Genomic DNA, 19,337 nt, shown 5'->3' with positions numbered 1-19,337 from the left:
GGATTCGGCGCAGGAGGCTGGTTAGGCTGTAGGGATGGCAACAGTTATCCTCGTGCGGCACGGCCGCACCACAGCCAACGCCGCTGGGCTGCTGGCGGGCCGGGCGGCCGGCGTCAGTTTGGACCAGATCGGCCGTGAGCAGGCAGCTATGACCGGGGACCGGCTCGCTGCCGTGCCCTTGGCCGGGGTGGTATCGAGCCCCCTTGAGCGTTGCCGGCAAACCGCCCAACTCATCCTCGACCGCCAGGCTGGTAATCCTTCTGCGCCGACCGATCCGGATCTTACCGAGTGCGACTACGGCCAGTGGCAGGGCCGCTTGCTCGCCGATCTCGCGGCCGAAGACCTGTGGGCGGCTGTGCAGTCGCAGCCGTCCGCCGTCGTTTTTCCCGGCGGTGAATCCATGGCTGCGATGCAGGCCCGGTCGGTAGCGGCAATCCGGCGGCATGATGCGGCCTTCGAAGCCGCGTACGGGCCGGGGGCCGTGTGGGCGGCTGTGAGCCACGGTGACATCATCAAATCCATCCTCGCCGACGCGTTCGGTATGCACCTCGATCTGTTCCAGCGCATTAACGTGGGCCCCGCCTCCGTATCGATCGTGCACTATGGTGTTGGTCGGCCCACCGTCTATGCGACAAACACGGACGCAGGGGATTTGTCGTGGCTGTCGAACGGCATCAACTCCGGCGATGCACCGGTGGGCGGCGGTGCGGGGCAAACGGCGAAGTGAACCTCGTGTGCCTAAAATACTCACATGCCCACACAAGTTCACGAGTTTGCCTGGCCTGACCGGGTCGTCATCGGCACCGTCGGCCTTCCAGGGGCCCGCACGTTTTACCTGCAGGTGCGCATAGGCAAGCAAATTGTGAGCATCGCCCTTGAGAAGCAACAGTCGGCTGAGCTCGCCGGGAAGATTGACGAAATCCTCGATCAGCTCATCGCCCTTGAGGGCAATCCCTTCAGCATTCCCACGGGTACTCCCATCGAACTCGTGGACAATGACCCGCTCGAGGCGGTCGAGGAACAGTTTCGAACCGGGGCCATGACCTTGGGTTGGGACCCGACGACGGCGCAGGTGGTCATCGAGGCATACCCGCTCAGCGATGTCGATGCTGACGATGACGACGAACCGCTCGATGGGAACGGCGCTGAGGTGGCTGAGATGTTGCTGGTGCGCATGCCGGTTGGCACCGCCCGCGCGTTCGCCAAGCGGACCCGGGAGGTGGTGGGAGCCGGACGTCCCGCGTGCCCGCTCTGCGGTTATCCCGTGGACCCCGACGGACACGTCTGTACCCTGCCTGAGGTTTGATGCCGGCACCCGACCTCCTGACTGCCGAGCTGACGCTCACCGGGCGCATCACAACGGCGTCGAATGCCACCTTCCTTGCTTCCATCGGCGACACCACGGTGGTTTATAAGCCGGTAGCCGGAGAGAAACCGCTGTGGGATTTCCCCGAGGGCTTCCTTGCCCACCGGGAGGTGGCCGCATACCTGGTTTCTGAGGTTTTGGGCTGGAACGTCGTGCCGCGCACCTGGCTCCGCGATGGTCCCTTAGGCAAGGGAATGGTGCAGCTGTGGCAGGAGACTGATCCCGACCAGAACGCCGTGGATCTCGTTGCCGCCGACGACGAACCGGAGACCGGGTGGAAACACGTCCTCGAAGGTCAGGATGAGATGGGGCGGACGGTCGCTCTCATCCACGAGGACACGCCGGAGCTCAGGCGCATGGCTGTGTTCGACGTCCTCGTCAACAACGCCGACCGCAAAGGCGGCCACATCCTTGCCATGCCAGGCGGACACCGGCACGGCGTGGACCATGGGCTTACCTTTCACCGTGAGCACAAGCTGCGCACGGTGCTGTGGGGGTGGCTGGGAGACGGACTGACCGACGAGGAAATCGACGGCGTCGACCGCGTCATCGAAGGCCTGGACGGTGAGCTGGGCCGAAACCTGGCGGACTTGCTCAGCGCCGAAGAGATCGCAGCACTCGCGGCGCGCTGCACCCGGCTGCGGCTGGCAGCGCGGTTCCCGGCTCCAAGGGGTGACATGCCCGCGGTGCCCTGGCCGCTGTTCTAAGGACATCAGGGCAACGGACTAGCTCTTGCCGGCCAATTCAACGGGGCAGTCCACTGCTTCTTCGCCGAGTACCATTTCTGCATGAGGGCCCGGCTCGAACGGCGTCTACCTGGACAACCTGGGGGCGGCTGCTCCTATCGGGCTGCAGCGCCCATCCCCACCGAGAAGAGCACATCATCACTGCCATCACCGTTCTCGTCGCCGGAGCCACCGGTGACCTCGGCCAGCGCATTGTCAGCGAACTCCTACGCGGCGACTCCCTGGTCCGGGTCCTGACGCGCCCCGGGACCGGGTTGGCCCACGGCATCTACGCCGGGAACGGCCGCGTGGAGATCCACGAGGTCGCTTACACGGATCGGGCTGGCCTCGCCTCAGCACTGTCCGGTGTCGACACGGTCATTTCGGCCGTCAGCGGTGCACGGCCGGTCGTTGTTGACGCGCAGCGGGCGCTCCTCGCGGCCGCCGTCGAAGCAGGGGTGGCACGGTTTATCCCGTCGGACTACTCTGCGGATTACCGCCGGATCACCCCGGGCAGCAACCGCAACTTCGAGCTCCGTCGCGAGCTCGCCGCCGAACTCGACGCCGCCCCCATCCGCGTGACTTCAGTACTGAACGGGGCGTTCGCCGACATGCTCACCGGGCAGGCGCCCATGATCTTGTTCAAGCGTCACCGGGTCCTGTTCTGGTCCTCACCGGACCAGATTCTCGACTTCACGGCCAAGGACGACGTCGCACGCGTCGTCGCGCTTGTCGCCCTCGACGAGGACGCACCACGGGTCGTCGAGGTAGCCGGCGACCGAGTCACGGCACGAAGTATCGCCCGGACCATGACCGAACTCACGAGGACACCCTTTTCCCTGCAATGGGCCGGTACCACCAGTCTCTTAGGGGCCGTGAGCAGAATCGGCCGGCGCGTGTCGAAGGACAAAGACCAGGCTTTCCCCGCGTGGCAGGGTATGCAGTACTTCGTCAGCATGTTCAGCGGCGAAGCCGAACTCCATCACGTCAACAACGACCGCTACGGCACGCATGAGTGGACCTCGGTCCGGGATGTCCTCGAAGCGCACTTGAATGTGACAACAGAGGATCGCTGACCCGGGCACAGCATGGAGGCAGTCAACAATCTGAGGACTGTGACGTCACCCGCCTATTGGCCGCAATCTACGGGTTCGCCACCGCGAGGCTGGGCTAGTGCGCGAAGGGTTCCCCACCGCGCCGCTCCGTCCTAAGATTGAGGGGCTGGGGCGACGGTGCCGCCACAGGTTTGGCCGGACGTGGTGCCGTGGGCGGCCGCTAACCTGCCATCTCGTCCCGAGCGGATGCGGCAATGAACACGAAGAATCACGTGTGGAGGCGGGCGTGGCTCGCAGTCATTCTCCTTGTCTCAGGTTGTACCTATTACACCGATGAGCCCGCACCGCCGTCGAGCTCGCCCAGTCCCTTCGCTCCCTTGGAAAATCAGGTCCAACTGTTCCTGGACGAAGGCGCGGTAGCCGCAGTGGTCCAGATCCGCTGGCCCGGGGACGAGTGGTCCAGGGCCTACGGTGTGCGCGATCTTGAGTCCAGGACGCAGGCTCAGCCCACGGACCGGGTGGCGGTCGCAAGCGTCACCAAAACGATGACGGCCATAGCGGTGCTGAAACTCGTCGACGATCACCTGATAGGCCTCGACGATCCCGTCAACGACGTGATTCCGGGCTTTACATCCACACTTAAGCCTCCAGGACCAATAACCGTGAGGCAACTGCTGAGCCACACGTCCGGAATGCCCGAAGTCAACAATGCCCTGCCACGCGAGGTCGACTTCCGTCCGGCTCTCACTCAAACACTCACCATGGAACGGGGTCTGCAACTGGCGGGGACTCTCCCCTGGGCCTCTGACGACGTCGGGTCTTTCAAGTACTCGAACACTAATTACCTTGCACTCGGCCTCCTCCTCCAGACGCTGCGGCACGAGCCCTTCGTGCAAATCATGCAGGAGGAGGTCTTTGCCCCCCTTGGCTTGAAGCACACCAGCCTGGACCGCGTTGACCCGCACGAGGCCGGACTGTTGCACGGCTACGCAACCCTGCGCGGTGAGCGCGTGGACACCACGGACAACACCTTCGCGGTCGGCAACCCGGCTGGCGGCGCTGTATCCACCATGGAAGACCTGAACCTCCTCATGGCGGGAATCTTCCAGGGGCGTGCCGTTTCTTCGGCGACCCTGCAGGAGATGGTGACGAGGCCCAGTTTTGGCCCATACGGGCTGGGCGTGTGGGAGCATGGGGATGGATGTTCGGCCAAGGCGCGGCTTGAGGGCCGGGGTTCGTTCTGGGGCTACCAGACGGTTACCGTCAGCAGTGAAGACGGGCGGTACCAGGCCGCGATGACGGTCACAACCCCACCAATGCCCACGGAGTTCGAGGACACCTCCACCCAGGACAAGCGCGACTACCTGAACGGCAGGATCGAGTCCAGCCTTAACGAGGCCCTTGACCACATCTGCAGCCCGGCCAACTGATTCCATCAATTGCCCCGCTCGGCTTCCGGCGTACTGGCACCACTATGACAGGCCCTGACCCGCCCGGACAGTATCTTTCAGGATGACATCTCAGCGCCTAACTCTGGACGTGCCGGCTAACGACGTATGGACCTGTTCATGGTCAGTTGATACTTTGAGGCTCCGCTCTTATCCGGTGTATGCGAGGCGTTCATGATCAAGAGGCTGACGAGTTGGCAGGTCCAAAGGGAACTGGACCATGAAGAGGCCGTGCAGCGGTGGCTAACGCGCCATGTCCCCCTAGTGCTGGCCGTTCCGGGGGTGCAGGCGTATGTTCAGAACCGCTGTATCCCGGCACTCGATGGAGCCGACCCTCCATATGCAGGCCTGGGCGAAGTTTGGTTCGAAAGCCGTGAGGCTGCTGCGGCAGCGACGCAGTCCCCGGAATGGTCGGCCGTGATCGCCGACGCCCGCGAATTTATGGACATGTCAACGATCGTCGTGGCCTGGGCCGAGGAGCATCCGGCATCGGCCCAACGCCGGGACCCATTTATGCGCAAGTCGAGGTCGCTCTGGCTGCGGCGGATTCGGCCCCTCCACCTGGCCTTCAGCCGCCTACTCAAAGCTTGAAGGAGATGGCGGGCTGTCCGCTAACCGAATCCGCCTCCTCCGGTCGGCCCCAGCCATTTACTGAACTCGGCGCCGCGACGCCCGCCGTAGCGGTCATCGTCGTCCTTGCCACATCGACGGCAGCGGCTGTAGAGGCTGCCGTCTTCGGCGTGTTCGACATGCCAATCGTGCCGAATGTTCGGCTTGTGATCGCCGCCTATCGCATCAGCTGGACACTTCTCGCAGCTTGAACACGATCGAGTCGAAGACGGCGCGTGCCTCCCTTGCCAACTCCGAATTGATCGATTCGTGGAATTGGACCACCCAGAACATAGCGCGCTGGCCGTGCAGGTTGACAACCCGGTAGGTTTCGCGCTCAGCGGTGCTCGAGTACCAGCGGGTGCATAGGTTCGAATATTCTGAGTGAACGCAAAACTGACCGTTGTCGCAGGCTTTGATGTTCACGTCGCCCTCCACGGAGTGGTCGAACTCGACGCCGGAGTAATCGCCCACCATGACCTCGACGGGAGGGGTGCTGGCCGTTGACGTCTGCGCCGTCATCGCGTCGACGAAGGCCTTGGCCGACGGATTGACCTCGACGAGTGCGCCCTGCCACTTGCATGCGTCGGTCGGCACATGGTTGGAGGGCCACCAACCGACGAAGACCCCCAAGTCATCCGGCTGATCCGGGTCGTCCTTTCCCAGGCCATCGCCGTCTTCACTCACCCAGCCGTCTGGGACGGTGATCTCGAAATTCTCTTTGAAGCTGGTGACGAGGTATGTACCGGGGTCGATGTCGCCGCTGTCCGGCTGCGCTGGGAGCGTGGGCATCGGTGGGACTGTGCGAGCCTCCGTTGTCGGTGCGGGGGCTGGCGCCACGCTGGCAGTGCACGCCGAAAGGCCCAGGCAAACGGACAAGACTGATGTCATGGAGATGAAACGGCGTAGCAACACACGCATGGAGGCCTCCAAAGGCAACCCTTATGCTGCGGACGTTACGCCCAGCCAACAATGACCACAAGAGATGCCAGGAGCAAATGCTCCCCCTTTTTGGACAACGGGGAACGGATGGTGAATCCCCCCGTCGGGCGAATGCGGTCATCCCCGCTAGTGCGCCAAAGCCTCGGCCCCACGTGCCCGAAAAGACGCACTAGGGGGCTGTTGGTGAAGTGCTCAAAGCTACACTTTCCGAGTGAATTGGTCTCGTCCCTGCTCAGAGAACACCGGCCCCGAGCATGGCCTGGCCATGACAGTCTCCGATTCAAATCGCAGCGCTCTGGCCCTTCAATGATGGCCTCTGCATGGCCCCGGGTGTACCGGCAAAAGTTGAAGGGAGACGTCGTCGGATCGCACCTGCTGGAAGTAAGGAAAGATAACTGACCGGGTAGCGATGGCAGGAAGTCATCAGTGGGTGGTGACGCGACCCGCCTCTTGGCCGCAATCTACGGGTCGCCACGAGGCTGGGCTAGTGCGCGAAGGGTTCCCCACCGCGCCGGTCAGTCCTAAGATTGAGGGGCTGGGGCGACGGTGCCGCCACAGGTTTGGCCGGACGGGGTGCCGTGGGCGGCCGCTAACCTGTCATCTCGTCCCGAGCGGATGCGGCAATGAACACGAAGAATGAGGTGTGGAGGCGGGCGTCGCTCGCAGTCATCCTCCTTGTGTCTGGCTGTACCTATTCCACCGATGAGCCCGCACCGCCATCACCTTCGCCCAGTCCCTTCGCTCCCTTGGAAAATCAGGTCCAACTGTTCCTGGATGAGGGCGCGGTAGCCGCAGTGGTCCAGATCCGCTGGCCCGGGGGTGAGTGGTCCAGGGCCTACGGTGTGCGCGATCTTGAGTCCAGGACGCAGGCTCAGCCCACGGACCGGGTGGCGGTCGCAAGCGTCACCAAAACGATGACAGCCATAGCGGTGCTGAAGCTCGTCGACGATCACCTGATCGGCCTCGACGATCCCGTCAACGACGTCATTCCAGGCTTTACATCCACACTTAAGCCTCCGGGACCAATAACCGTGAGGCAACTGCTGAGCCACACGTCCGGAATGCCCGAAGTCAACGATGCACTGCCGAAGGATGCTGACATTCGCTCTGTCTTCTCCCAAACACTCACGATGGAGCGGGGCCTAAAGTTAGCAGGGACCCTTCCCTGGACCTCGGCCAGTGTGGGGTCTTTCAAGTACTCGAACACTAATTACCTTGCACTCGGCCTCCTGGTCCAGACGCTGCGGCACAAGCCCTATGTCCAGGTCATGCAGGAGGAGGTCTTTGACCCCCTTGGCTTGAGGCACACCAGCCTGGATCACGTCGACCCGCACGAGGCCGGACTGCTGCACGGCTACGTAACCCTCCGCGGTGAACGAATCGACACCACAGACATCCCCTTCGCGGACGGCAGCCCGGCAGGCGGCGCGGTTTCGACCATGGAAGACCTGAACCTCCTCATGGCCGGACTCTTCCAGGGACGAGCGGTCTCTGCGGCGTCACTGCACGAGATGAAGACCAGCCCCGGCTTTAGCCCGTACGGGCTGGGCCTGTGGGAGCACGCGGATGGATGTTCGAAAGAGTCCCGGCACGAGGGCCTAGGCGCATTCGATGACTACCAGACGGTAGCAGTCAGCAGCGGAGACGGGCAGTACCAGGCGGCGATGACCGTCACAACACCACCGATGCCCACGGGGCTCGAAGATCCTTCTACCCAGGACAAGCGTGACCTCCTGCACGGCCAGATCGAGTCAACCCTGAACGAGGCCCTGGACCGCATCTGCAAGCCAGCCAGCTGACAAAGCACCGGTCCCGGTTGGGTGCTGCGCTGAGGGGCGTCCTTACCCGACAGGGTGCCCCTGCTTGCAGTGGTCCTGCCCCGGCTGGATCTCGTGCCCCTGGATGCAAGTCGCCTCAGGCGCGAGCGGCCGGTCGTGGTAACTGAGAAAGATGCTGCTGTATCCGCGCTCTAGGCCCTCGTCCTCGCGCCGCAGCCACTCCGTCAGATGCAGCCTGTGATGCTCGCTGCCGTTCTCTGACTTTGTCGCTTCATCCGTCCGGTGCCTGAGAGGTTTCTTCACCATGGCACTCGCGACCTTCAATACCGTCCCTGTTTGGCGCAGAGAGGAACCGGTGGAACCATGATAGAAGCCCTGCAGCGCCGCAGCAATCTACTGCGCGTGTGCTGCTTGGAACCCGGCGCTGCGCCTTCAGACGATCACGGACGTCCGCTCCACGACTGGCTTGTGGTGCTTCCGCACGACTTCCGCTTCGCCGGCTTCGAGTTCGTCGAGCCAGTCCAGCGCGTCGTCGTTCTCAAATGGCAAGTAGCCCCATGCACCGATCATTTGTCCCTCTCGGTTTGTGGTCCCGTGCCGGCACCAAGATGGCAGATTGGGCCGCTGCGGGTAAGGCATTCGGGGAGCGAAGGGGGGTGCTGGTGGGCCGTAAAAGTGGAGGGCCAGCATAGGCCTGTAGGAACTGGGGGCGTCTCTTTGCTTGTTTTGGAGCAGTGGATATTCGCTACCGCCGACGGCGGGCGTGACCTGAACTGCCGTACCCAGTTTCATCCGTCTGACCAAGCACCAAAGCTGCCCTTGTCCGTTAAGCATCGTCTTTGCCGCAGCGGAGAAAGCCCCTGTACAGGCTGCCGTCCTCGGTGTGTTCGTCGCATCGCTCATGCCGTATGTCCAGAGCCTGCACAGCAGGGCCTGGATCAGGTCGATTCCAATTCAAATCTCCATGAGGGCCTTCATTTGACCCGAGGGGGATGGTCAATCGTTAGATATGCGATCGACGTCCTAAGTAACCCTGCCTGCTCTGCATTCCTCTGCACAGTCCTACCACCAGCGCCTTAGCGCCCAGTTGTCTGAGGCACCGTCCCAGTCGGCTCCATCCTTGCCGCAATGAAGGCAGCGTCTGTACAGGTCTCCATCGTCGGAGTGTTCTGTGTGCCACTGGTGATGGATGTTGAGCTTGCACATTAAGTCTGAGAACATGACGAACTCCGATTGGACGAGCCGATGATCCCGGGAAAAACCGCGATCCACTGCTTAGTAGAAGTAGTCGCGGCTATGGGGATCTTGGGGGTGGTCGCGGCTGGAGAGCCTCCCCGACCAGCGGGCATTACTGGGATCCTTCTTCCCGCAATAGCTACATTGACGGCGGTACTCACCGTCATTCATTTGGGCTAGCCAACGATGGCCACCCCCCATCTGCAAAGCAGTTTCCGGATCATATGATGTTCTCTTCTGGAATTGCCCAGCCGTCTTCTGCTGGCCAGCGCATAGGGCCGTAAAGCTAATCATGGCCTCCGCGAAGCACCAGAAGAAGAGCCAATCAGTAAGGCCTAATCCAGCTTGCCCCTAGTCCCGGTCAGCCTGAAGAAGGTTTTCGGGTCGTCGGCGACCAGGAAGTCGTGGTGGAAGGCAATGGCGCCCGCCGGCTGGGTGTCCACGAACAGGACAACGACATCCCTCGAGTGGACCACGGCACGAGACCTTTGACCCGCCCACCGTACGACTGTCTCGGTCGCCATCGAAGCAGCCGTCCTCGTCCCACACCAGGTCCAGCTGTCCGTAATCGGTCTTCGGTCTGGATCATCTGGTCCAGCAGCACGCGTTCCACAGGCTCAGCGTAGCGCCGCTACTGGCGACCATCGTTCCGTCGGTCCTTCGGAAACCGCTCCGGGTGCTTCGGATCCCTGCCGCGTTCCCGCCCGTATTCGTCGCGCTGCCAGAGCGAGAACCGGATCGCAGCCGTTCCGAGAACGATGACGAATATGGTCTGGACGGCCACTTTTGCGATCAGGCAAGGCAAGGAGATGTTTGGGATAAAGTTCCACACCGCGAAGATGATCATGAACGGCAGGGACCAGTACGCGATGCGTATCAGCCTTCGTCGGGCTTCCTCTGTGGAGGCCGCAGACTTCCTTGCCTGAGGATCTTTCTGCGCGGCTTGCATGCCTGAAATGAACCACCGACTCCCGGCCCAGGCAAGGTGCTTGACCGGATCTTGTGGCGGGCTGGCTACGAGGATACCGGTTCGACGGTGTCCTGGATCTTCTGAAGCGTCGCTGGACTGGCGGCTATCTCGATAACTCCGCCATCGGAGTCCAGCGTGATGATCTGGAAGCCAAATGGGACAGCCTGCTTGTTGTCATTTCGGCTGGCTATTCGTGGCGGCAGTTCGGCGATACGCGGCCCGGTGAGGGCCCGGCTGCGGCCGCAGGGGATTAGCTCGTCGTCCACGGCCGGCTGGAAGTCGACCCGGCCTGGAGCCGGCGTTGGGATACCCATCTGCCAGCCGCCGCTCAGGGAACCCGGCAAACTGTTTGGATACCGCAGGAACATCAGAGACTGGCCGTGCTCATCTAGCCTCGCCGCGGTCCTACGGAAACGTTTCTGGGTGAAGTAGGCGCCTACAACAAAGATCAGCGCGTAGAACAACCCGCTAAACAGCGCATCGTCGATGCCCTCCCGAAAGATGAGCAGGAGCACTCCAACGTAGAAGGCAAAGGCGACGACGCCAAGCACTCCAATTCGTAGGCCCGAAGGCAGTTGCCGCCATTCATGGCGAGAGTCTAGGGGCCGACCTAAGCTTCCGCTACGGCAGATCACCCTCCGGGGTTACCGGCGGTCATGCGTTTGCAGTCTGAGTAATTCTGCTCGCCATTGATTCGCAGCATGGCGAGCAGTGACCGTAACGGTGAAGGGTCGAGTTCGACATGCCGTCACACGGACCAGGCTTCAGCGATGTCAACGGCATCTCTCATGGCCTGCACGCCATACGCATACGGGTCATTCGGTGGATTAACCGGTACGGCTACCTGAATCTTTAGGAGGCGATCGGCTTTCCGGAACATTCCGGTGCGAATTCCCTGGAAATCAGGAGCGATGAGATGTCCAGGTATTTGGAACTCGACGTTGATGTTCAAGCTTGAATCAAGGTGATTTCGTATACCTGACACGGCCCGCGATAGCCGCACGAGAGCGTCCCGCCATATCCTGCTCTCGACAGTAAACCCGCCGACGATGACTCCCACCGAGAGGGGTTCGGGCCGGTCGGCAATTGAACCAGTCACCGTTAGTCTGCCTCAGCCTCAGACCCGTCATCTGCAGTTCGCCGGCAGCGATGCGTTCAGCGGTGCGCCGGTACGCCTCCGCGATGTAGTCCTCAAGATCCTGCCGGCCAATGCGCCACATGCCCCTCTTATCTTGGGTAGCTGCTGGGTGTGAGGGACGTGCGTTTTGGCCCAGCCGGCCTCCATGACTGACACATTCGAGGCATCTGTGAGTAAGGCGGGACGTTGTGATCATGATCCTCTTCCCGAGGCCTTGAGCCTGCGCTTCGCTGCTGAAGAACTTTCGTTGCCACGATCTCGCTGTCGAGATTGATTTCCTACGCCATGAAAGAATGCCGTGTCCGCTCGCCGTAATGCACTCAGCAGGACTCCTCGTCCGAGGCGTAGCGTTGATCACCTGAGCCCACGCCGATGAGAGGGCGCAAGCGTCCTGTGAGCAACCGCGCGGACCGGCCAGGGACCAAGACCCCGGCTTCTATACCTTGCCCGCGACCACCATGTAGTTCTCGGCCTCAAGATCGAACGTGCTCAGTTCCGTCCGGAGTCCAACCCGGTGCAGCTCGACTTCGAGCTCCTCGTACCGATAGGGCCAGCAGGACAGCAGTTCCGAGCGGACAAGAACCAGCCCAGTCGCATCAACTTGGGCGATAGCAATCTCGATGTGGTGCTTATCCTCCCAATGCGGCGCAATCTCCCAGCGGTAGACCACGAGGGCATCGCGACCGTTCCGGCGGACGAGTCGGTCCCAGATGTCCAGCCGGGACCCTCTGGCCCTCACGAGTTCCCAAGTGCGGGATGTCAGCACCAAGCGCCCGCCAGGGCGCAGAAGCCGTGACATCGACTTCAAAGCAGCACCCCTGCCTGTCGCGCCCGCGGCATGGTGAAGCGAGTTGCCAACGCAGAACACCATGTCGAACGTCTCGTCCTCGAAATGGTCGGGCAACTCTTCCCAGTTCGCCCGCACGGCCCGGACGGTGGCCTCGAACTCCTCAGCCAACTCTGCAGTCCGGCGAACCATCGCTTCGCTGGCGTCAGTTGCGACAACCTGCATGCCACGACCGGCGAGGCCAACCGCCAACTGTCCAGTTCCGCACGAACAGTCGAGGACGTGAGCGTTCGACGGCAGGAGACTGAGGACGTCATCGAACGACGCAGCAAACTCGGCGGGAGGCAACTTTGCATCCCAGATGAGCCATTCGTACACCTCGGCAAGCACGTCATATTCCGTCACAACCACTACCTCCATCGCGCAGCAGACTCAAGGCTGGACGTCAGGCCATCAGCGGAGCAAGCCGGGCGCCAGTTTTCGCAAGGATAACCCGTACGCGCATGCCGCAAATAGCGCGAGCTGATCCCGCTCGGTCATTCGCCGTGTTCGGCGCGTGGGAACTATCAATACGTCCGAACTTGATACGCAGCGTGTCCAATAAGGACAAAGAGGGGTGCTTGTCAAGGGGCACGTAGACGTATCCCCAAAGCTGCAGATTCGCGCCCGGCATGCGGCTGGAAACGCGCCCTTCCACGGCCAATAGTTCGACCCTGGCAACCCTTGTCATGCTCGCTTTATTCGCTAGTCGCGGCTGCATGGCCGTCATGCAGGGTCGGGCCGTGCGACCGGCCCGGCCCATTTACCAAGCAGGTCCTTGTTTGCCTCTCGTAGGGCATCGAAGCCAGTGTCGGGGAAGCGCTCGCGGCGCCCCCACCAGGCCTTCGGGGTCCGGGAGATCACCATCCTTTTGTCCGAGAACCTGAAAGGCAAAAATTCCGGGTACCAGCGTCTTCACGAAGGAATGATCAGCTGCGAACTCGGAGTCTGAGGGGCCTGGAACATGCGGGCTTATCATCACGCTGTTCGGTGTGACGGCCCCGAAATGGTTGAGCGTGACTGCGGCGTAGTCGTACAACGGCGCCAGGTCCTGGAGCAACGCAGTGAGAACGTTGAGGCCGTCCGGTGCCCCGTCCTTGTACTCGACTCCGACATGAATCCACCCCTCGCGTGAAAAGTTCGCGTACCAGTCACCGTGTTTGGTGGGAAAGAGCAGATTGGCCCATCCGACATCTCCACAGCACTGTTTGAGTACTGCGGCGGCCTGATCGGGCTCGCACCGAGTCATCGTGAAGTGGAGGCCCGCGAGGATCGGGCCTGTGGTGTTGTCCGCAGCCCACCTGGTCAGGCGATCCACCAAGGCCGGGAACGCCGGCGATCCAACGGCCCAACACGACTGGTTGTCTTTCACGGCCCGGGATGCCAGCGGCATCCAGTCGTTGTCGAACGCGGCGTCAGGTGCGCAGATGGAGGCGTTGTAGGCAAACCGCGGCCGCTTGCGGGGCCGGGGACCGGGCCTGTCCGCGCATGCCGTGATACTCCCAGTGAAGCCCAAAGGCTGTAGCAATTCGGCGATGGTCTGCGCGATCCGAACAGCGTAGCTGGGAGAAATCGGAGACACATAAATCGCAATTCCTTGGCTGACCTGTACGGCATGGAACCGCTGGTGGGGCACCGAAGGAAGAGAAATCCCCGCAATGAGGTCGTTGACGTCCGCAACAGCGGGCAGCGCAGAGCCCGGGGCAGGGGCGCAGAAGAATCCTAGGTCGATGATGGAGTTCATATTCACTCTGCGGATCTTCGCGGCCTCGATGGTCACGGCGCCAACAGTCAGATGGTTGCCCGGGGGTGTCCTCATGAACCGATCCAAGCGGGGTGGTCCTCCCGGAGCAAGGGATTCAACCAGCCTTGATCGAGACTTCAACTACCCGCCGGCTCCTGCAAAGCCAGCTGGCCGGATACAGCCGTGAAGGTTCGCTCAACTCTCTTGCTCCCGCCGGCCAAGCATTAGCGTGAGTAGGCAAGGGGTGACGGATGGGCGGACTGGACGACTTGATGGCTGGGTCCGATGACCGGCAAGCTACGGCGGAACCTGGCGGACCTGCTCAGCACCGAAGAGATCGCCGCACTCGCCGCGCGCAGCGCCCGGCTGCGGCTGGCAGGGCGGTTCCCGGCTCCACGCGGCGACATGCCCGCGGTGTCCTCGCCGCTGTTCTAGGGGAATCACAGCCCCTGGCTCTGAAACATGCTCCACGCTGAAACGGCCCCGCACTGGACGTGCGGGGCCGTTTCGAACAGCAGCCTTTGGTGATGATGAAAGCCGGACTTAGAAGTCCCAGTCCTCGTCTTCGGTGTTGACTGCCTTGCCGATCACGTAGGAGGAGCCAGACCCGGAGAAGAAGTCGTGGTTCTCGTCGGCGTTCGGCGACAGCGCCGAAAGGATGGCCGGGTTCACGTCGGTGACGGACGCCGGGAACATGGCCTCGTAGCCCAGGTTCATCAGCGCCTTGTTGGCGTTGTAGTGCAGGAACTTCTTGACGTCCTCGGCCAGGCCGACGCCGTCGTAGAGGTCGTGCGTGTACTGGACCTCGTTTTCGTACAGTTCGAAGAGCAGCTCGAACGTGTAGTCCTTGATTTCCTGGCGGCGCTCCGGCGAAACAGCCTCCAGGCCGCGCTGGAACTTGTAGCCGATGTAGTAGCCGTGCACGGCCTCATCGCGGATGATCAGGCGGATCAGGTCAGCCGTGTTCGTCAGCTTGGCCCGGGAGGACCAGTACATGGGCAGGTAGAAGCCCGAGTAGAACAGGAAGCTCTCCAGCAGGGTGGAAGCGACCTTCCGCTTCAGGGGGTCGTCGCCCTGGTAGTAGTCCATGACGATCTGGGCCTTCTTTTGAAGGTTCTCGTTCTCGGTGGACCAGCGGAATGCCTCGTCGATCTCCTTGGTGGAGGCCAGCGTGGAGAAGATGGAGGAGTAGCTCTTGGCGTGCACGGACTCCATGAACGCGATGTTCGTGTAGACGGCTTCCTCATGCGGGGTCAGCGCATCCGGGATCAGGGAGACAGCGCCCACCGTGCCCTGGATGGTGTCCAGCAGGGTGAGGCCGGTAAACACGCGCATGGTGAGCTGCTGCTCAGCGGGCGTCAGCGTGTTCCACGACTGGACATCGTTGGACAGCGGCACCTTCTCCGGCAGCCAGAAGTTGTTGACCAGGCGGTTCCAGACGTCCACGTCCTTGTCGTCCTGGATACGGTTCCAGTTGATGGCCTCGACGTGGCTCAGCAGCTTGACCTTCTCGGTCATGTCATCCCCTATGCGTTGGGTGGTTTTTCTCTAAGTTAAAGCGTACGACGGCGGGCGGGCACCCGCCGTCGTACTGGCACGTTTAGTTGAAGCCTAAAGCATGCAGGAAACGCAACCCTCAACCTCAGTCCCTTCCAGCGCGAGCTGGCGGAGACGGATGTAGTAGATGGTCTTGATGCCCTTCTTCCAGGCATAGATCTGGGCCTTGTTGATGTCGCGGGTGGTGGCGGTGTCCTTGAAGAACAGCGTCAGCGACAGGCCCTGGTCCACGTGCTGCGTGGCAGCGGCGTAGGTGTCGATGACCTTCTCGTAGCCGATCTCGTACGCGTCCTGGTAGTACTCCAGGTTGTCGTTGGTCAGGTACGGCGCCGGGTAGTACACACGGCCCAGCTTGCCTTCCTTGCGGATCTCAATCTTGGACGCCACCGGGTGGATCGAGGAGGTGGAGTTGTTGATGTAGGAGATCGATCCGGTGGGCGGAACGGCCTGCAGGTTCTGGTTGTAGATGCCGTGCTCCATGACCGAAGCCTTCAGAGCCAGCCAGTCAGCCTGCGTGGGGATGTGGACGTTCTTGAACAGCTCGCGGACCTTCTCGGTCTGAGGCACCCACTCGTGCTCCGTGTACTTGTCGAAGAACTCGCCCGACGCGTACTTGGACTTCTCGAAGCCGCCGAACGTCTGGCCGGTTTCGATGGCCAGCAGGTTGGAGGCCCGGACGGCGTGGTACACCACCGAGTAGAAGTAGATGTTAGTGAAGTCCAAGCCCTCTTCGGAGCCGTAGTGGACCCGCTCACGCGCCAGGTAGCCGTGCAGGTTCATCTGGCCCAGACCAATGGCATGGCTCTGGTCGTTGCCCTTGGCGATGGACGGCACCGAGGTGATGTTGGACATGTCCGAGACAGCCGAGAGCGAGCGGATGGCCGTCTCGATGGTCAGGCCGAAGTCCGGGCTGTCCATGGTCTTGGCGATGTTCAGCGAACCAAGGTTGCAGGAGATGTCCTTGCCGGTGTCGGCGTAGGACAGGTCATCGTTGTACGTGGTGGGCTGGGAGACCTGGAGGATCTCCGAGCACAGGTTGGACATGATGATCTTGCCGTCAATCGGGTTGGCCCGGTTCACGGTGTCCTCGAACATGATGTACGGGTAGCCGGACTCGAACTGGATCTCGGCGAGGGTCTGGAAAAACTCCCGCGCCTTGATCTTGGTCTTCTTGATCCGGGAATCGTCCACCATCTCGTAGTACTTCTCGGTGACCGAGACGTCCGAGAACGGCATGCCGTAGACGCGTTCGACGTCGTACGGCGAGAACAGGTACATGTCCTCGTCCTTCTTGGCCAGCTCGAAGGTGATGTCCGGGATGACGACGCCCAGGGAGAGGGTCTTGATGCGGATCTTTTCGTCCGCGTTCTCCCGCTTGGTGTCCAGGAACCGGTAGATGTCCGGGTGGTGCGCATGCAGGTACACGGCGCCGGCACCCTGGCGGGCACCGAGCTGGTTGGCGTAGGAGAAGCTGTCTTCGAGGAGCTTCATCACGGGGATGACGCCGGAGGACTGGTTCTCGATCTGCTTGATGGGCGCGCCCACCTCGCGGATGTTGGTCAGCGCGAACGCCACGCCGCCGCCGCGCTTGGACAGCTGCAGTGCGGAGTTGATGGAGCGGCCGATCGACTCCATGTTGTCCTCGATACGGAGCAGGAAGCAGGAGACCAGCTCGCCGCGCTGCTTCTTGCCCGCATTAAGGAACGTGGGGGTGGCCGGCTGGAAGCGGCCTTCGATGATCTCATCCACCATCTGCAGGGCAAGCTGCTCGTTGCCGCGCGCCAGGTGCAGGGCCACCATGCAGACACGGTCCTCGTAGCGCTCCAGGAAACGCTTGCCGTCGAACGTCTTCAGTGTGTACGAGGTGTAGAACTTGAAGGCGCCCAGGAAGGTCTCGAAGCGGAACTTCTTCTTGTACGCGCGGTTGAACAGCTCACGGATGAAGTTCATCGTGTACTGGTCCAGCGTCTCGCGCTCGTAGTACTGGTTCTTCACCAGGTAGTCGAGCTTCTCTTCCAGGTCATGGAAGAACACGGTGTTGTTGTTCACGTGCTGCAGGAAGTACTGGTGGGCGGCCTCTCGGTCGGCGCCGAACTGGATTTCGCCGTTGGGACCATAGAGGTTCAGCATGGCGTTCAGCTCGTGGTAGCCCAGCCCCTTGTAGGCGGCGGGCATCTCGGGCTTCTGGGACCTGGTTACTTCTGTGTCTGCGACAGTCGTGTCCAAAATGTGTCCAATCCTTGGTTGACCCGGGTAACGTCTTCCGGCGTTCCCATAAGTTCGAATCGATAGAGGTGGGGTACCTGGCATTTGGCGGCGATGATGTCCGCGGCCATGCAGTAGTTGTCCCCGAAGTTTGTGTTTCCGGCACCGATCACGCCGCGGAGCAGTTTCCTGTTCTGCGCGTTGTTGAGGAACCGGATGACCTGCTTGGGAACCGAACCCTCTCCCCCGGTGCCACCATATGTGGGCACCACCAGCACGAACGGCCGGGTGGCGAGGAGGGGTGCGTCCTTTGGATAGAGCGGGATCCGGGCCACCTCACGGCCAAGCTTCGCGACGAAGCGGCTGGTGTTCTCGGATGAGGAGGAAAAGTAGATGAGCTGGCTGCCGGTGGAAACCGGTGCAGCCTCTTTCTGTGGCCCGGCCGGCGGGGACACCTCCACGCGCTGAGCCGCGTGGATCGGAACAACCTGGTGAACTGGTAAGGCCTCGTGGTCATGCTGTGCTGCTGGTGCTGCCACGTGAGTCACCTCAGCTGGTTGATGGTTGCCGGCAGGAAAAGCAGAACTCCTAGGCCACGGAGGAAACGGCGGAAAGTGCCAGTTCCTCGATCTTGTCCGGGCGGAAGCCTGACCAGTGGTCCTGGTCGGTGACAACAACGGGAGCCTGCATGTAGCCCAGTGCCTTCAGGCGCTCGAGTGCCTCGGCATCCTGGGAGATGTCAACGCTCTGGTAGGTGATGCCCTTCTTGTCGAGCGCGCGGTAGGTGGCGTTGCACTGAACACAAGCAGGCTTCGTGTAAACCGTTACGGTCATTGTCCCTGTCCCCTTAGTTGAAATCTTTGCTGGTTCGGTGTCCCCGTCCAGCTGTATGTAGATACTACATGTAGTGCAGACGCCTCTTTGGAACCCCAAGATGATGTATTACAAGTATGTCATTTAATGCACCTTTAATCCACAGGCATGAGCCGTAAAAATGCCCGTGATCGCGGGTTTTTTGCCCTCTGGGTCCACACCCTGTGGATGGGGTTGGACACATATGCACAATCAGCGTGTCGTGATCCTCGGCGTGTCGCACGCCCGTCCGGCCCCAACAAAAAGGGTCCTTCACCACTACATATAGTGATGAAGGACCCATGGTCCGGCGCCGCCGGCCGGCAAGACCGGCATCGGCTCCGGACCTGCTACCTGCCGGAGTGGTTAAGCCTGGCGATTGCCGTGGACAACGCAGTGGCGAAGCCGCACCACGCTGCATAGGGAGCCAGCGATACCCCTGCGGCACGGTTCAGCCGGTACGTCCGGCGCACCAGGTCGGCACTGCTGGCCGCCAGCACCGCAGCCTCGGCTGCTGCCAGCCACGGCCGGCGGGAGCGCCAGAACAACCAACTCCACGAGGCATTAAGGACCAGGTTGGCCGCCAGTGCACCGCGGTACGCGCGAAGCTCGCGGCGCTGGTCCTTCCTGACGGGGCCGGGACTGTCAGCGGACCTATCCAGTTCAGCTGCCCTGTCCAGTGCCACCGCGGACGTCACCGCAAGGTCCGCATACAGGGCTGTCCACACCACCGGGAAGGCGATGGCGGGCGGCTGCCAGTCCGGTTTGCGCAGTCCCAGGTACCAGCTGCTCTGTGGATCCGTGGCAACTCCGCCGGCCGCTGCTGTGGCGGCCGTCGCCGCCGTCGTCCATGCCAGTGTCTTCAGTTTCATGCCCGAATCCTCCC

19 protein-coding genes and 1 pseudogene are annotated in these 19,337 nt (G+C 61.9%); 8 read left to right on the top strand and 12 right to left on the bottom strand.

The genetic code is table 11. The annotated features are described in order from the left end of the window. The first annotated feature begins 34 nt into the window (after positions 1–34). The 6 genes from ASG86_RS15860 (at position 35) to ASG86_RS21230 (ending at position 5,185) form a co-directional block, all read left to right on the top strand. On the top strand, positions 35–727 hold the full coding sequence (locus tag ASG86_RS15860; RefSeq protein WP_056336372.1) for an MSMEG_4193 family putative phosphomutase: 693 nt from the start codon (positions 35–37) through the stop codon (positions 725–727). Between the two features lie 24 nt (positions 728–751). After that, complete coding sequence (locus ASG86_RS15855; RefSeq protein WP_056336369.1) at positions 752–1,306, top strand: DUF3090 domain-containing protein; 555 nt, start codon at positions 752–754, stop codon at positions 1,304–1,306. Beyond that, entirely contained in the window at positions 1,306–2,073 is a 768-nt protein-coding gene (locus ASG86_RS15850) for an SCO1664 family protein (RefSeq protein WP_056336367.1), read from the top strand. Before ASG86_RS15855 ends, ASG86_RS15850 begins: the two co-directional genes overlap by 1 nt. A gap of 173 nt (positions 2,074–2,246) precedes the next feature. After that, positions 2,247–3,167, top strand: a complete 921-nt coding sequence (locus ASG86_RS15845; RefSeq protein WP_235565215.1) for an NmrA family NAD(P)-binding protein — start codon at positions 2,247–2,249, stop codon at positions 3,165–3,167. Positions 3,168–3,523: 356 nt separating this feature from the next. After that, positions 3,524–4,576 carry a serine hydrolase domain-containing protein gene (locus ASG86_RS15840; RefSeq protein WP_235565204.1) on the top strand — a complete coding sequence of 351 codons (1,053 nt, stop codon included), beginning with the start codon at positions 3,524–3,526 and terminating at the stop codon, positions 4,574–4,576. 192 nt (positions 4,577–4,768) lie between these two features. Then, positions 4,769–5,185 carry an EthD family reductase gene (locus tag ASG86_RS21230; protein WP_056336357.1) on the top strand — a complete coding sequence of 139 codons (417 nt, stop codon included), beginning with the start codon at positions 4,769–4,771 and terminating at the stop codon, positions 5,183–5,185. Positions 5,186–5,389: 204 nt separating this feature from the next. Here ASG86_RS21230 and ASG86_RS15830 read toward each other — a convergent pair whose 3' ends face one another. After that, positions 5,390–5,995 (bottom strand): hypothetical protein, encoded by a 606-nt coding sequence (locus ASG86_RS15830; protein WP_235565203.1) that lies wholly within the window; start codon positions 5,993–5,995, stop codon positions 5,390–5,392. Positions 5,996–6,891: 896 nt separating this feature from the next. Between ASG86_RS15830 and ASG86_RS15825 the strand changes: the two genes are divergently transcribed. Then, positions 6,892–7,944: a serine hydrolase domain-containing protein gene (locus ASG86_RS15825; RefSeq protein ID WP_235565202.1), complete on the top strand. Its 1,053-nt coding sequence runs from the start codon at positions 6,892–6,894 to the stop codon at positions 7,942–7,944. A 411-nt stretch (positions 7,945–8,355) separates the two neighbouring features. Here ASG86_RS15825 and ASG86_RS20675 read toward each other — a convergent pair whose 3' ends face one another. The 6 genes from ASG86_RS20675 to ASG86_RS15795 form a co-directional block, all read right to left on the bottom strand. Next, a complete protein-coding gene (locus ASG86_RS20675) occupies positions 8,356–8,493 on the bottom strand; it encodes a DUF4259 domain-containing protein (protein ID WP_268760614.1) in 138 nt (45 codons plus the stop codon). 1,001 nt (positions 8,494–9,494) lie between these two features. Then, positions 9,495–9,635, bottom strand: coding sequence for a hypothetical protein (locus tag ASG86_RS15815; RefSeq protein WP_156386204.1), 141 nt, complete (start codon positions 9,633–9,635; stop codon positions 9,495–9,497). Positions 9,636–9,790: 155 nt separating this feature from the next. Then, on the bottom strand, positions 9,791–10,108 hold the full coding sequence (locus ASG86_RS20570) for a hypothetical protein (protein WP_156386203.1): 318 nt from the start codon (positions 10,106–10,108) through the stop codon (positions 9,791–9,793). Between the two features lie 65 nt (positions 10,109–10,173). Next, positions 10,174–10,680: a hypothetical protein gene (locus ASG86_RS15810; protein ID WP_056336340.1), complete on the bottom strand. Its 507-nt coding sequence runs from the start codon at positions 10,678–10,680 to the stop codon at positions 10,174–10,176. Between the two features lie 1,023 nt (positions 10,681–11,703). Next, positions 11,704–12,459, bottom strand: coding sequence for a class I SAM-dependent methyltransferase (locus ASG86_RS15805; RefSeq protein WP_056336847.1), 756 nt, complete (start codon positions 12,457–12,459; stop codon positions 11,704–11,706). A 397-nt stretch (positions 12,460–12,856) separates the two neighbouring features. Next, positions 12,857–13,873 carry a hypothetical protein gene (locus ASG86_RS15795; RefSeq protein WP_156386202.1) on the bottom strand — a complete coding sequence of 339 codons (1,017 nt, stop codon included), beginning with the start codon at positions 13,871–13,873 and terminating at the stop codon, positions 12,857–12,859. Positions 13,874–14,128: 255 nt separating this feature from the next. On the opposite strand from ASG86_RS15795, the pseudogene ASG86_RS20565 reads away from it, so the two are divergent. Next, positions 14,129–14,272 (top strand): annotated as a pseudogene (locus tag ASG86_RS20565) (SCO1664 family protein); the annotation flags it as partial. A 108-nt stretch (positions 14,273–14,380) separates the two neighbouring features. Here the strand turns inward: ASG86_RS20565 and nrdF are convergent. The 5 genes from nrdF to ASG86_RS15770 all read right to left on the bottom strand — a co-directional run bounded on the left by nrdF (position 14,381) and on the right by ASG86_RS15770 (position 19,323). After that, complete coding sequence (nrdF, locus tag ASG86_RS15790) at positions 14,381–15,355, bottom strand: class 1b ribonucleoside-diphosphate reductase subunit beta (RefSeq protein WP_013601219.1); 975 nt, start codon at positions 15,353–15,355, stop codon at positions 14,381–14,383. A gap of 93 nt (positions 15,356–15,448) precedes the next feature. Continuing rightward, positions 15,449–17,569, bottom strand: a complete 2,121-nt coding sequence (gene nrdE, locus ASG86_RS15785) for a class 1b ribonucleoside-diphosphate reductase subunit alpha (protein ID WP_056336331.1) — start codon at positions 17,567–17,569, stop codon at positions 15,449–15,451. Between the two features lie 20 nt (positions 17,570–17,589). Next, positions 17,590–18,060, bottom strand: a complete 471-nt coding sequence (gene nrdI / locus ASG86_RS15780; RefSeq protein WP_056336327.1) for a class Ib ribonucleoside-diphosphate reductase assembly flavoprotein NrdI — start codon at positions 18,058–18,060, stop codon at positions 17,590–17,592. 127 nt (positions 18,061–18,187) lie between these two features. Beyond that, positions 18,188–18,433, bottom strand: coding sequence for a glutaredoxin-like protein NrdH (nrdH, locus tag ASG86_RS15775; protein ID WP_013601222.1), 246 nt, complete (start codon positions 18,431–18,433; stop codon positions 18,188–18,190). Between the two features lie 368 nt (positions 18,434–18,801). Continuing rightward, positions 18,802–19,323: a TspO/MBR family protein gene (locus ASG86_RS15770; protein WP_056336324.1), complete on the bottom strand. Its 522-nt coding sequence runs from the start codon at positions 19,321–19,323 to the stop codon at positions 18,802–18,804. Between the last annotated feature and the right edge of the window lie 14 nt (positions 19,324–19,337).

The organism is Arthrobacter sp. Soil764, from assembly GCF_001428075.1.
Classification (GTDB): domain Bacteria; phylum Actinomycetota; class Actinomycetes; order Actinomycetales; family Micrococcaceae; genus Arthrobacter.
Note: the sequence above shows the minus strand (reverse complement) of the source record. Positions and strands in the feature narration are given on the sequence as shown.